At 43.8% G+C, this 13,503-nt stretch carries 10 protein-coding genes; all 10 read right to left on the bottom strand.

Features of this window, described 5'->3' with window-relative positions; genetic code table 11:
* Positions 1 to 6: 6 nt before the first annotated feature.
* Entirely contained in the window at positions 7 to 1,785 is a 1,779-nt protein-coding gene (locus tag GTQ38_RS15665) for a tetratricopeptide repeat protein (RefSeq protein ID WP_161436499.1), read from the bottom strand.
* 38 nt (positions 1,786 to 1,823) lie between these two features.
* Positions 1,824 to 3,674, bottom strand: coding sequence for a carboxypeptidase-like regulatory domain-containing protein (locus tag GTQ38_RS15660; protein WP_161436498.1), 1,851 nt, complete (start codon positions 3,672 to 3,674; stop codon positions 1,824 to 1,826).
* Positions 3,675 to 3,832: 158 nt separating this feature from the next.
* Entirely contained in the window at positions 3,833 to 5,194 is a 1,362-nt protein-coding gene (locus GTQ38_RS15655) for a M24 family metallopeptidase (RefSeq protein ID WP_161436497.1), read from the bottom strand.
* Positions 5,195 to 5,259: 65 nt separating this feature from the next.
* The gene (locus GTQ38_RS15650; protein ID WP_161436496.1) at positions 5,260 to 6,339 is read right to left on the bottom strand and encodes an AMP-binding protein; all 1,080 of its coding nucleotides are present in this window, start codon (positions 6,337 to 6,339) and stop codon (positions 5,260 to 5,262) included.
* Positions 6,320 to 7,258 (bottom strand): CPBP family intramembrane glutamic endopeptidase, encoded by a 939-nt coding sequence (locus tag GTQ38_RS15645; RefSeq protein WP_161436495.1) that lies wholly within the window; start codon positions 7,256 to 7,258, stop codon positions 6,320 to 6,322. Before GTQ38_RS15645 ends, GTQ38_RS15650 begins: the two co-directional genes overlap by 20 nt.
* Positions 7,249 to 8,301 (bottom strand): o-succinylbenzoate synthase, encoded by a 1,053-nt coding sequence (locus tag GTQ38_RS15640; protein WP_161436494.1) that lies wholly within the window; start codon positions 8,299 to 8,301, stop codon positions 7,249 to 7,251. The genes GTQ38_RS15645 and GTQ38_RS15640 overlap by 10 nt, the downstream gene beginning before the upstream one ends.
* A 75-nt stretch (positions 8,302 to 8,376) precedes the next feature.
* Complete coding sequence (locus GTQ38_RS15635; protein ID WP_161436493.1) at positions 8,377 to 9,057, bottom strand: metal-dependent hydrolase; 681 nt, start codon at positions 9,055 to 9,057, stop codon at positions 8,377 to 8,379.
* 22 nt (positions 9,058 to 9,079) lie between these two features.
* Positions 9,080 to 11,038 (bottom strand): sensor histidine kinase, encoded by a 1,959-nt coding sequence (locus GTQ38_RS15630; protein ID WP_161436492.1) that lies wholly within the window; start codon positions 11,036 to 11,038, stop codon positions 9,080 to 9,082.
* Between the two features lie 740 nt (positions 11,039 to 11,778).
* Positions 11,779 to 12,531 carry a LytR/AlgR family response regulator transcription factor gene (locus tag GTQ38_RS15625; RefSeq protein WP_161436491.1) on the bottom strand — a complete coding sequence of 251 codons (753 nt, stop codon included), beginning with the start codon at positions 12,529 to 12,531 and terminating at the stop codon, positions 11,779 to 11,781.
* A gap of 58 nt (positions 12,532 to 12,589) precedes the next feature.
* Positions 12,590 to 13,498 (bottom strand): 1,4-dihydroxy-2-naphthoate octaprenyltransferase, encoded by a 909-nt coding sequence (menA, locus tag GTQ38_RS15620; protein ID WP_161436490.1) that lies wholly within the window; start codon positions 13,496 to 13,498, stop codon positions 12,590 to 12,592.
* Between the last annotated feature and the right edge of the window lie 5 nt (positions 13,499 to 13,503).

The raw sequence follows: 13,503 nt of genomic DNA, 5'->3' as shown, positions 1-13,503 counted from the left end.
AGTTTGCTAATAAGTAATTTTCGTGCCCGCATTAGATAAGGTAAATAACTGTTGTTTAAGATTCTTAATACGCAGCTTGAATACCTTGGTCTCCTTAGACTGATCCCTTGTATTATAGTTTTGATAAATGGTAGCCTTAAGGTAGGTAGGTGTTAGACTCTTGTTCCCGAGATACTTCACGTTAACTTTCCAAATTCCCCTCATGGAATCATCTATCAGGTACTCCTGACAGGAATACCCTTTGAGCTTTTCATCCATGATGCGTTCAGGACTTCCGGCCAGAGAATGCTTCCATAAGTAATAATGATTTTCAGGGTTGACCAATTCCAGTTCAAACTCCGCCTCACTGTCATTCCATTCGAACACTAGTCGAACACCTTTAAAGGCTTCAGCAGACATCTTTTTAATATTAGAGTTTTTTTGGTCCAGTTCTTTGCCGTTTCTCAACAAAACATTCTGAAATTCCCTGTCGATGATCTTGGTAAATCCACTATCTCTCGCTCTGATGAATCCACGTGTGATCAAATGATAATATCTGGCATGAAGTCCAGCCGCCCTACGTGGGTCATTCAGATTAAGGCTGCTTTGAGCGAGGTCCCGGTAAGACTGGGCGTAATTTGGTCTCAGAACGAAGACCTCTTTATAGGTCTCATTGGCTTTTTCATACCTCTCCTGACTTTCATAACTGTAAGCCAGGGCTTTTAGCGCCAAAGGATTGCTCTCAAAAAGCTGGGTGTTTTCCGAAATGATCTGGTCCGCATAGTCGAAATCGTCCCACTTGTCTACAAAAAAGGTATAGGCGTCCAGTGCAAAGTGGAAAGAATTCCCATAAACCATTTCCATGCGTTGATAGGCCGATTTTGCTTCTTCCAGGCTCTTTGCTTCCTGAAGTTCCTTAATATATGCCGGCCTGTCCTTGGCAAGTGATTCAGAGGTTACCGCATCGTTTTGATAAACGTTATTGCGAAGTTTTGCAAAATCATAAGGCTTACCGGTATCGGGATCCTTTTGTGTTCCGGCAACTTTGGTATTTATAACTATAACACCTCCGGCACCCAGGCTACCGTAAGTCGTGGTCAGGTTAAGACTGCCCAGTACTGCAATGCGATGGATGGTTGATGGAATTATCCATAGCGGGGTGTCTGTAAAGATCATACCATCCACGTCGTAGATCGCGCTTCTGGGATTTTGAACCGATCCTATTCCTCTGATAAATATGGAACCGCCCTGGCTGCAGTTGCCCACTGTTCTCATTCCCGGAAACTGATTTCGCACCAGATCCAGGATACAGATAGTTACGTCGTTGATCTCGTTTTCATATAAGAACCGAATATTTCCAGGGGCAGTATCGGCATTAAGAATGCCGTATGCCGTTTTGATCAGGTTTTTGTTGGTAGCGTACTCCCGTTGCAGGTCTTGTTGGGATTTTCGATTGCTGCCCACCACCGTAACTTCTTCAAGTTCCTGTACATCTGGAACCATGGTAATATTGAGATATCTGGTCACATCCTCTACCACGATATCCATCTTTTTAAGTCCCTGCCTGCTAAAGCGTATGAGGTCTGCGGTGTTAGCATTAATGCTATAAGTGCCATCGGCGCCAGAAACCACAGAGGATTCCTCCCCAACCAGGCTGATATTTACATCTGGCAATGGATTTATACCGTCAGTAACTACCCCCCGGATGATGCGCTGTTGACCATAGCTTTGTAGGAAACAAAGCACAAAAAATACACTGAAACATACTTTGGTCAGGGGGCCTGGCCCCAATACTTTCTCTTTCATAGTTAATAAATTAAGATCGTTTTTGGTAGATAGCAGTGCTATCTGGATACTACTGCCGCTGACTTCGCCAGGGTGAACAGTTCCTGATTCGTTCCTTTTAGGGTAAGTTTAAAAACCCTGACTTCCTTGCGTTGCGACCTTTTGCCGTAATTGTCGTAAATAGTTGCTTTTAAATAGGTTGGGGTAAGACTCTTATTCCCCAAATATTTGATATTTATCTGCCATTCTCCTGGTAGGGATTCGTCTATCAGGTATTCCGTGCATGCATATCCCAGATCCTTTTCTTTCATGATCAACTCATCAGTGTCTGCCAGCGTATGTTTCCATACGAAATACTGGTTCCCGGGATTTACGAACTGTAATTCGAACTCTGCCTCGCTGTCATTCCATTCAAAGACCAGACGGGTACCCTGAAAATCCTCCTGGGCAATATATAGGGATTTAACATTGGTAACCGGTACCACCTCACTTTTATTCAACATGAGCAGATTGTTATATTCCCTTTCAATAATGGTACCAAAGCCTGCGCTATCACTTGGCATCATTCCTTCGTTTACAAGGTATTCGTACCTGGTGTAGATGGAAGCGGCTTGCTTGTTCTTACCCAAATCCCTGTAACTATTGGCTACATCCATATAGGACTGCGCATAATTTGGTCTTAATTTGAGCACTTTCTGGAATATCTCATGGGCCTTTTCAAAACGCCCTTCTTCCTGATACTGATACCCCAGAGCTTTTAATAAAACCGCGTTGTTTTCAAACAGATAGGCTTTCTTTTCTATAAGAGCATCACCAACACCCGGGTCATTCCATCTATCTGAGAAGTATTCCGCGACATCCATATGGAAATAAGGAGAACTGGCATAGGCCTTGCTGTATTTGTCATAGGCGGCCATAGCCGCATCCCTGCTTGCGCTTCCTCTTAGTTCCTGCAAATAAGAAGGACCGTTTGCCCGAACTTGTTCTTGTGTAAGCAAGGGTCCGCTGGCATAATTATTCCTCAAACGGGCCTGATCTACGATCTTTCCAATATTGGGAGAGCCGTTGTGTGTGTTAATTACCACAACACCCCCGGCCGCGGCACTGCCATACATGGTGGTCGTGGCAAAATTGTTTAGAATAGCCAGTCTTTTTATATTCTTAATATCGAGCCAAATGGGGGCATCTTCAAAAATTATCCCATCAACATCGAAGATTGCTGAACGCTGATTTGTAATTGAATTTGCACCTCTTATAAATACTTTGCCGAGGCCGCCAATCTCGTTTCTTTCCGATGCAAGTGTTCTGCCAATCGCGTTTCCTGAATTATCTGCGTCATTTCCTGTGAGATTGGTGTTGCTTTGCTCCAGAGTAGGGCCTGTGGCACCAATACAACCACCTACAACACGTACACCTGCAAAGCGCGCCTTGAGCATGTCCAGAATACAAAGACCCACAGGGTTTATGTTTTCCTCGTGTAAGAAGCGGATCCGTCCAGGTGCGGTATCGGCATCTAAAATACCATAAGCGGTCCGGATCAATCGCTTATTGATCGTATATTCCTGGGCCAGTTCGTTCTGGGATTTGCGATTACTTCCAAAAACCACTACCTCGTCCAGAGCTTCCACATCAGGTGTCATTACCGGGTTCAGAATGCGAGTAACGTCCTCAACACGGATCCGAAGAGTCTTCATTCCGGTATAACTATACTGCAATATATCTCCAATCTCAGCATCTATTTTATAAACTCCGTCCTGCCCTGTAGCAGTGCTGACATCCTTATCCACCACAGATACATTAACATTATCAATGGCGTTCCGGCCATCCGTGATTTTCCCGGAAATACTTCTGCTATTTTGCGATAAGACAACTAGTGGGAAACAAAGCAATAGAAACACAAATCTTTTCATAACTAAATGTATTTTTCAATAACTCACTTAAAGATAAGCAATTACACTGAAATAGTTGTTTATTAACTGGTAGGGAACAGCCTTGTCAGGGCTCAATTAGACCTCTGAATTAGCTACGATAAGTTACGGAATAATACGATTGAAGTCAAATCGAAGTGTCAATTCCCCAAACGATCATTTACCCGGGGGATCAATAGGAATTCCGTTTGTCTTCCATTCACGTAGCGGAATCCTTCACTGCCAAAAAAACCGGCTTCTTCCAGCATAATTCGGATATCCCGTTTCCATTCCGGAATATGTACCGTAGTATTCAATTCAATGGCGTAAACCGTATTTGGGTTAAGGGGATAATTCTCACCATCGTCCTTCATCACGCCCCCCTGAGCGTCCCACATGCCTATGGTAGTACCTGCGGAATGCCCATAAGTACCGAGGGGGTGGGTATAGATCGCGGGTCGCAGGCCTGCTTCCCTGGCGTCGGACAAGGCGGAGGCCAAAATCTCGTTACCGGTTCTCCCCTCTCGCATATTTTTGGTCAGAAGGTCTTGTACCTTATTCCCGTCAAGAAAGGCGTTCTTCAGGAAATCAGGAGCTTCAGTTTCTTCTGGTTTTAATACGTAAGCCAATTGCTGACAATCGGTATTCAATCTGAGATAGCTGATACCAAAGTCGCAATGCAGCAGGTCTCCCGGGAGTATAACCATGTCTTCAGGCCTACCGGAAAAGGAATACAAATGGCTTACGAGCTCTTCACTGGTCCTTTGAATGTCTACCGTAGGATGAAACCAGGTTTCCAGACCGAGATCAGTAACTTTTTGACGCATCCACCATTCTACCTCGGATGTTGTGGTGACACCCGGAGTGATCACTTCCTCCGAAAAAGCTTCGGAAATGATATTACGTGTAATGGAGACCAACTGCCTATATATGACCATTTCCCGATCGGTACGGGTTTCTATCCAGCGAACTGCCAGTTGTTCCGCAGAAACTACGCGCTTGTGATATTTTTTAGGTAGGTTTTCCATGAATTCCTCGTAATCCGTCTTGTCCAGCCCGTCTGCTATGTTGTGATCTTTAGAAAAATTAAGCCCTATTTTGGAAGGATCTCTTTCCACTATCAGTTGCATTAACCTTTTCCATTGGTCCGGTTCTTTTTCCTTATCCCAGGCTGAGCTTATATTCTTTCCCACATCATATCGAGCCACAGCCAATTTCTCAATGGTCTTTTCGGCCTTATTTCGGTAGAAAAGCAAGATGGTACGTCTTCTGGCATTGAGCCAGGTTGCCGGAAGCATCGTTCTTAGAACAGGGTCTTCGTTATACTCCCGTGAGATGAGTATCCACATATCTATTCCCGATCTATCCATCAAATCCGGAAGCAATTCATTAAAGCGTTCCGCCAGGAGCTGGTCCACTACTTCGGCTCTTTCGTTCTCAGGGAGGATATCCTGGGATATCACAGGAATGGTAAACAATAGAAATACAAAAAGTAAGCGGGCATTCTTTATAGTGATCTTCATGAGCTGAAAATACGCCTTTTATACAATTTAAACACAGAAAAACTGTAGATAGAAATAAGGGAACCTTAGGTAGTTTTGAGTTTCGCGGTTTTAGCCCGGTCCAGCTTGCCGGCGGGCGTCTCTTCAAAAACAGATAGTTGCAGGATCTCCTTCGGTACTTCGTACTTGGAAAGGGTTTTGAGCAACTTAATATCGGACATCAATTTTTTGACATCCGTTTCACCTTCAACAAAGAGTACTAACTTCGTTCCCAGTTTATCGTCCGGCACCCCGTAGGCGAAGAAACGATTCTCTAATATGGACTTGAGCTTTCGTTCAATTTGTTCCGGGATCAGCTTTACCCCTCCGGAATTGATCACATTGTCAAAACGTCCTAGCCATTGGAAAGATGATTCTGTTGTCAATTCTACAAGATCGTTTGTGATGACTCTTGAAGAGCTTATTCCAGGGGCCTCAATGACCAGACAACCTCTGTTATCCTTTGATATTTTGACTCCGGGGAGGGTCTCAAAGGCGGCAACGGTACCCGGTAAATTGTGATTGACCTTTTTTAGGGCTATATGCGTAATGGTCTCAGTCATTCCGTAACTCTCATAGACCAAAGTACCCTCTTTATCCAGGGCCTCCTTTATGCGATCTCCCAGGGGGGCACCTCCTACAAGTAGTTTTTTTACCCTATTAAGTTGACCTAAGGAATTCGTCAATTGCAAAGGAACCATGGCCACAAACTCATAAGATTTGCCAGTATGGGCCAGGGGGTTTGATTCCGGTCGGATGCAATCTATGTCCAAGCCAAGTATCATTGCCCGCACTAACATCATTTTACCGGCTATATAATTGGCGGGTAAGCACAAAAGCACTGTATGACCAGGCTTTAATTCAAAGAAGCTTGCAGTGGCCATGGCAGAATTTACCATATGCTGCTTCTTCAAATATATGTTCTTAGGAGCACCCGTAGATCCTGAGGTCTTTACCGCGATCTCATCCGAATCTGACAACCAATCCAGGATAAAATCACCTATGGCTATCTCAAAATCCTCCCCCTCTTTGATCAGGCTATACGCGACTTCTGCAAGCTCGCTTTCAGAAAAATGTATTCCGTTAAACCTGAACTCCGGGTGTACCTTAACTAACTCCTGTACCATTTTGTTCTATGTCTGCAATGGCTTCCCTGGAAAGTACTTTTCCGGCCAACCTGTCCTTCCAGTTCTTCCAACCGTACTTTTTGCTGAACACCCAAAGTAAGATAGGGTAAACCACCAGCACCGGAATCAGAATATCCCATCCCAGTACGGGATCCGAAACGTCTTTAAATAAGGAGTTGGTCTGAAAAGCGGTCCAATCCGATGTTACCAGCAGCGCGGTGATCAGGTTGTTCGCGGCATGGAATCCCAGGGCCAGTTCAAGGCCTTCGTCCATCAAAGTAATGATCCCGAGAAAGAAGCCTGTTCCTATATAATAAACCATGATGCCGTAGCCCAACTGACTGACTTCAGGATTGCCCAAATGCATTAAGCCAAACAGCACAGAGGTTACTACCAGTGGAACCCATCGGTTGCCAAAGGTCAACCCAAGTCCCTGCATCATATGCCCCCTGAATAAATATTCTTCAAAACTGGTTTGCAACGGGATCAGTATAATGGCGATTATAGCCAGTACAAAGAATGGCACTGGCTGAAAATTAAACACATAGTCCTTAGGGGAGACAAGGATATCTATACCCGTGATCGCAACCGTGACAATAGCCCAAAGGAAAAATGCGAAGAAGATCCTTTTCCAGTCTACTTTCGCCCTGGAAGTGGTTAAGGCCCTGATCGGCTGAGGATGTACCAGTTTTACCCAGCCCCATACGATAAACAAAAAAGCCGCAAGCGGACCTACGAGCAGTACAAAAACCACATTTGACCCGAGTTGCTCGATCATGTTGGCCATCATTACGTTAACGTCCACAGGTGAGTATATCAGGGAGATGTAATTAAACACCATGAAAGCGATAAACCCCAGGGGAAGTACCCAAAACTTCCACAATCCGATATCCCCTTTATATCCTTGTTCTATATACATAATTCTTCGATTAGATTAGCTTTCCACATTTTATTAGTATCGTATTTCAGGGTTCCCTCAATTACGGTTAAAGGGCTGTCAAAATTGTTTTCATAAAGCCCTCCGGTACCCAGACCCTGCGGCATTCGGCTGTTAAGTGTAAAAGTCCATTGCGCGATGGCATTCAGCCCTATATTGCTTTCCAGTGCGCTGGTGACCCACCAGCCGGCCGCGTATTTTTCGGCCAAGATAATCCATTCCCGGCATCCTTCAAACCCACCTATTAAACTGGGTTTAAGAATGATGTATTGCGGCTTAAGGGTTTGTAGCAATTCTTCCTTTTCTGTTACATCGAATATGCCGATAAGTTCTTCATCCAGGGCGATTGGAATTGGAGTTTCTAAGCAAAGGGACGCCATTTCCTCTCTCATTCCAGGCTTAATCGGTTGTTCAATAGAGTGGATATCGTAGGCCGCAAGACGTTCGAGTTTCTCCAGGGCTTCCTCAGCCGGGAATGCTCCATTGGCATCTACCCGTAGCTCTATCATGTCTGCGGAGTAGGTTTTACGAATCGACGCAATTAGATCCAACTCCTGATTGAAATCGATAGCTCCTATCTTCATTTTAACGCAATGGAATCCCGCGGCAAGCTTCTCCGCGATCTGTTCCCGCATAAAAGCTTCGTCCCCCATCCAGACAAGGCCATTGATAGGTATATTGGCTTTGGCAGCAGTGAAATCTGACGGAAAGGGCAGGAACGGATCCTCCGCTCTCAGGGAGAGAAGGGCCTGTTCCAGGCCAAATTGAATGCTTGGGAATTCTTGCAGCTGACCTCTTAGGTTTATGTTTCCAAGGGCGATCTGATCGCAAATCCATTTCAGTTTTTCTTCGTAATCCGGGCGATCGTCTATACTGAGTCCCCTTAACAAGCCGCACTCTCCAATACCGAACTTCCCCTGATCTTCCAGTATTAAAAGCCAGGTCTCTTTTTCGGTCAAAATGCCACGGGAAGTGCCGCTGGGTCTTTTGAATTGAAGGATGTGTTTCTTGTAATGTGCTTTCATCGGATAGTACCCAAACTTAAGGATATTTTCGATGATAAAATCATCCGGGATCGAACTGCAGCTAACTGGCAGTAATCAAACTTCAATAGATTCACCAATGGAAGGAAGTAATAATTCTTTGCCGGATACCCTAAATTTTTCTACAGCTTCTTTATGATCTATTTCAATATATCCAAAAGTGTCGTAATGATAGCCCATAATGCGGTTAGAACCTACGAATTCCGCTGCCAGTATCGCATCATCTATACCCATGGTGAAATTATCCCCAATAGGTAGCACAGCCAGATCCAGTTTGGAGGACATACCTATCAATTTCATATCCATGGTCAGGGAGGTATCACCGGCAATGTATAATTGTTTGTTTTCAGTAGAGATCAGAAAACCACCGGGTTGCCCGCCATAAGTGCCATCGGGAAATGAGGAGGTGTGTATGGCCGGGGTGTACTTTAGGTTTCCAAAATCAAATTTCCAATTACCTCCGTGATTCATGGGATGTATATTCAGTCCTTTCTGCTGATAATACATGGCGATCTCATAATTACTCACAATGGTGGCATTGCTTCTTTTGGCGATGCTCTCCGCGTCCAGGGTATGATCCTGATGGGCATGTGTCAGTAATATGTAATCCGGATCCAAATCGTCTAATTTGACCAATCCACTGGCTTTATCATTCCCGGAAATGAATGGATCCACGAGCAGACTGTGATCCGCAGTTGTAATGAGAAGGGACGCATGGCCCAAAAATGTAAGTCGCATGCTTTTAAGTTTTAGGTTAAAACTACTTAAAGTTAAACCAAAAACGAACGCCCTCAGAGGTTTTGTCAATATTCAAGGTGGACTGTAGCTGATTCACCAGGCGGTTCATCAGGCGAATTCCCATGGAAGAGTTAACCCTTTCTTCTGAATCATCCGGAAGCCCAATCCCGTTATCAGTATACTCAAAAAATCCGTGTTCGCCATTCTTCCTGAGGTGAATGTAGATCTTGCCGTTGTCATCATCCTCCGGAAAGGCATATTTAAAAGAATTGGAAACTAACTCATTCAGAATGAGCCCGAAAGGGATAGCGCGGTCAATATCGAGCTCCACGCCTTCGGCATCAATGGTGACGTTGATATTGTGGCCGCCCTTTTTGAACACAGACTGCACGCTGTTGATAAGGCTTTCTATATACCCCTGCATTTCAATAACGGACAGATCGTCGTTCTGGTAGAGTTTCTGATGGATCAGGGCCATGGCCTTTACCCTGGTCTTCCCTTCTTCCAGGGCTTCTATTGCCGCTTTACTACGAGTATTCTTTGTTTGTAAGCTCAACAAGCTGGAGACCATCTGGAGGTTGTTCTTAACCCTGTGGTGAATTTCCTTGAGTAGGGAATCTTTCTCTACCAGTGAATTTTCAATAATGTGTTTTTGCTCCGCGATCAAGCGTTGATTCTTGATACTTTTGAGGTAGGCGTAAACCAGTCCGGCAAATCCCAGCAAAGTAAAGATCAGCGAAATGAAAACCAGGTTGATCCGCTCATCCTTTGCCTGCATTTCACTCCTGGCGCGTTCCATTTCCAATTTCTGCTCATCGATCATCCTTCTGGAATTATCCAGGTCGAAACGGGCAATCGTAGCCAGCTGCTGTGTCTTTAAGGAGGTGTCGTTCGTATCTATGGAATCCGCGATCTTGGCATTCTTTTTCAAGTAGTACACAGCATTCCTGTAGTCTTCCACATTGTCGTAGTATGAAGCCAGCAATTTGTTCTTTTTAATGATATGATCTGTTTTGATCAGTGTCAGATCCGTATCCAAATACTCCTTGGCTTTGGCAAAATTTTCCAGTTGCAAATGAGATTCCGCAATGGCGAGGTTATTTTCCACCACATCATTAGAGTAGCGTCCTATATTGTATTCCTGTATTATCCCGACACTATTCTCCAGGTAAGGCAGGGCTTCTTCATATTGGCGTAACAGGATATGGGCCTTTCCGATGTTTCCTTCTACGATCCCCTTAAGCAGGTTAGCTTCCTGGATCTCCTTTTCCGTTTTTACTTTGCTGAGATCGTTTAGATATACGTCTACATAGCCCTTGGCTGTCTTGAAATTCTTGAGGGCTACAGACGCGGACTTATCCAGTAACAGGTACCTTCCAACATTGTTGTGGTACTCCGCAAGACCATAGAGATCACTGTCATCTATGTTCTTTTTTACGTCCATAATATAATCTCGCATCGCCCTTCGGTGCATCCCGAGGTTAGAATAAATATCGTAGAATGCGATGTTCTCCGTGATACCGAGATCCCTTTTCTCCTGCCTGATCTCGATCTGTTTTTCGTAAAGCTCCAGTTGAGCGTAGTTTTCGTCGATCAGGTTGAGCATAACCTCCGTAAGGCCGCCGTCCAGTTTGGCTTTGTCTGCGTATAGCTCGTTGGCCAGGGCCACACTTTTCTCATAATCACCAAGATCAAAGTAAATTTGGGATTGTATTAGCTGGAATTTTTGGATTGCTGCAGAATCGCCAGACTGGCTGGCATTGTTCAAATAGTCATTTACAGTATCCAGCCAATCGTAAGCAGAGTTTTCCCCGTATCGGTTCGGGGTACCGAAAAAGAAGCTGAACTTTTCGGAAATATCTGAGGTATTCTCGAATTTTTTCAAGATGTTGACCTCGCCGGAACTGAGTTCCTGAGCCAAACCCTGAAGCGAAGCGATGAGGAATATTACATAAAAAATTTTGCCAAGCGGATTTGCCATAACATGCTTAGAAATCTATTTGCTCAATTTTACGCCAAGTCTTAAATGCCGTGTTATACGGGCGTTAAACATACCACAAATAGCCGATTCCGCTAAATTTTTGTTGTCAAGCAGATTGAAACTGTGGTGAGCGTTTTTCGCCTCTTCTTGTCACCTCCCACCTAACTTATTATGTAAGCGGAGTTTGTGACACCATAACATCCTTTGAAAAACACCAGGCCTTCTGTTGTATCCGATCTGCAGAAAACAGATTAGGGGTTACTAAAAGGACTTTTTAAAATGGGGTCTATTCCTCAGAAAAGAAGGTAAGTAAATGGTAAGACATGGGGAACGCTTCAAAAATAGTATGCAGAAACCCTTGTTTGAGAAGTTTGTTGTGTAAGTGCTGATTTTTGTTGTGAAAACTACATTCAGCGTTGCAAACTGCATTTCATCGGATTTTTGTGCATTTCATGGAAAAGGCGTTTTCACTTGAAAACTTTTCGATCCCGGACGGCTGAAATCACCCCATAAAAAAAGAGCCTTACGCTTTGTTGTAAGACTCTTTTACGAGAACACTATATGAAAATGAAAAAAATTAATTCCTAATTCTGATACCAAAGTACGGCAGACCTCTTCCACTGCCAAAATAATGTTGTGAAGGTGCCCAAAAGTGTTGTGATCTGCAAAAACAGAAAGGGAATAATAAAAAAACACCCCTAGGGGTGTCTTTTACAATTTTTTCGAATGTTATAGTTGTATCAGGAATTCATCGCGGAGATGATGAACTCTTTGAAGTCCTTGGATATCGGAATCAATGTATTATTAATCATAATATCCTTTGAGTTGATGGCATCAATATGATCCACATTAACGATATAAGACTTATGCGCCCTGTAGAACTTATTTTTTGGCAGTTTCTCCAGGTAATCCTTTAAGGGAGATCTTACCAGGAATTTTTTGTCTACGGTGTTAACCTCCAGATAAACATTATCCGCCTTTATGAATTGAATATCTCCAAACTGGATACGATAATACAAATGCTGTTTTTTGACAAAAATGGAATCCTTCAGTACGGAATTGGACACTACCTTCTCCTCGGCCGAATCTGCCGAACCCCCATTGGATTTCTCTGAATAATCAAAATTAGACAGGGCGATCTCAATTGAGGTATACAGATCCTGTTGCTCAAAAGGTTTTACCAGATATCCGTTTGGTTTTACGGTTTTGGCGTTCTCAACCGTAGCCCGGTCTGAGTTAGACGTAACAAAAATAAATGGGATGTTATAATTCTCCCGGATATGCTTTCCGAGGTCTATTCCGGTTTTATCCGAAGCCAGGATAATATCAATGAGAACAAGGTCAACATGCTCATTTTTAAGCACTTCCTCTGCCTGTTCATAAACGATCACATTGTCTACAATCTCATACCCGATTTCTTCCAGCATGGACTGCATATCGTCTGCAATGATGACATTGTCTTCAACGATTAATATTCTAATAGGTTGTTCCAAGGTAAGAGTGGTTTAGATGGTTATATGCCTGTCTGTTAGTAGTTATAACGAATCAAATTTACAAAAAATTATTGAACACTATATAAATTAGCAAGGCCAGCAGGAAGGTGCTCAATGCTATTTTCTTGAGTTCAGGATCAAAAAATGCGGGGTCCTTTACCTTCAGCACCCTTCTCAGATGTATAAATATTGGAAGAAAGGCCAACATGCAGATCCAGTCCTTCCAGCCTTCAAATTCAAGAATGCCAAAAAGCAGCATACTGAGAAATGCAACTACGATCAAAAGCATATGATATCGCTTGCCGTTCTTAAAACCCAATTGTACAACGAGCGTATTTTTACCGGCTTTCCTGTCATTTTCCTGATCCCTTAGGTTGTTCAGGTTAAGCACAGCAGTACTCAATAATCCTATGGTGATAGCAGGATATATGGCATTGGGTACAATGAGCTTTACGTACAAGAACTGAGATCCGATTACGGAAAGCAATCCAAAAAAAGAAAAGACAAACAGGTCGCCCAGGCCCTGATAACCATATGCCGTTTCTCCTACGGTATACCGGATCGCTGCCCAGATGCTCAACAAGCCAAGGAAAGAGAACAACAGTATATACACCAGATTTTCCTGTCCAAAGGAGACCACTAACAAGGCTGCTATCAGAAAGAGGTTTATTACAATTGAAATGAGGATGCCCGACTTGAGTTCCTTGCGGCTCAGAGCTCCGCTCTGATATGCCCGTTGTGGCCCTATCCTGTCCTCATTGTCTGTACCTTTGACCCCGTCGCCGTAGTCGTTCGCAAAATTAGAAGTAATCTGAAATCCCACCGTAGTGAGTAAAGCCAAAACCAGTATTCGCCAGTTGTGGTAATCGTTGTGATTAGCCAGGGCTGTACCTACCAGTATCCCGGAAATTGAAAGGGGTAATGTGCGCAAGCGGGCTGCGCTGAGCCATGCCTTGAATTTTGGCAAAACGT

This window comes from Poritiphilus flavus, assembly GCF_009901585.1.
Classification (GTDB): domain Bacteria; phylum Bacteroidota; class Bacteroidia; order Flavobacteriales; family Flavobacteriaceae; genus Poritiphilus; species Poritiphilus flavus.
This window is presented reverse-complemented; position numbering and strand designations above follow the sequence as displayed.

What these genes read in the sequence shown, in the direction of transcription:
- GTQ38_RS15640 (WP_161436494.1), bottom strand. Translation starts at nt 8,301, where the DNA reads ATGAAAGCACATTACAAGAAACACATCCTTCAATTCAAAAGACCCAGC.
- GTQ38_RS15635 (WP_161436493.1), bottom strand. Translation starts at nt 9,057, where the DNA reads ATGCGACTTACATTTTTGGGCCATGCGTCCCTTCTCATTACAACTGCG.
- GTQ38_RS15660 (WP_161436498.1), bottom strand. Translation starts at nt 3,674, where the DNA reads ATGAAAAGATTTGTGTTTCTATTGCTTTGTTTCCCACTAGTTGTCTTA.
- GTQ38_RS15630 (WP_161436492.1), bottom strand. Translation starts at nt 11,038, where the DNA reads ATGGCAAATCCGCTTGGCAAAATTTTTTATGTAATATTCCTCATCGCT.
- GTQ38_RS15665 (WP_161436499.1), bottom strand. Translation starts at nt 1,785, where the DNA reads ATGAAAGAGAAAGTATTGGGGCCAGGCCCCCTGACCAAAGTATGTTTC.
- GTQ38_RS15645 (WP_161436495.1), bottom strand. Translation starts at nt 7,258, where the DNA reads ATGTATATAGAACAAGGATATAAAGGGGATATCGGATTGTGGAAGTTT.
- GTQ38_RS15655 (WP_161436497.1), bottom strand. Translation starts at nt 5,194, where the DNA reads ATGAAGATCACTATAAAGAATGCCCGCTTACTTTTTGTATTTCTATTG.
- GTQ38_RS15650 (WP_161436496.1), bottom strand. Translation starts at nt 6,339, where the DNA reads ATGGTACAGGAGTTAGTTAAGGTACACCCGGAGTTCAGGTTTAACGGA.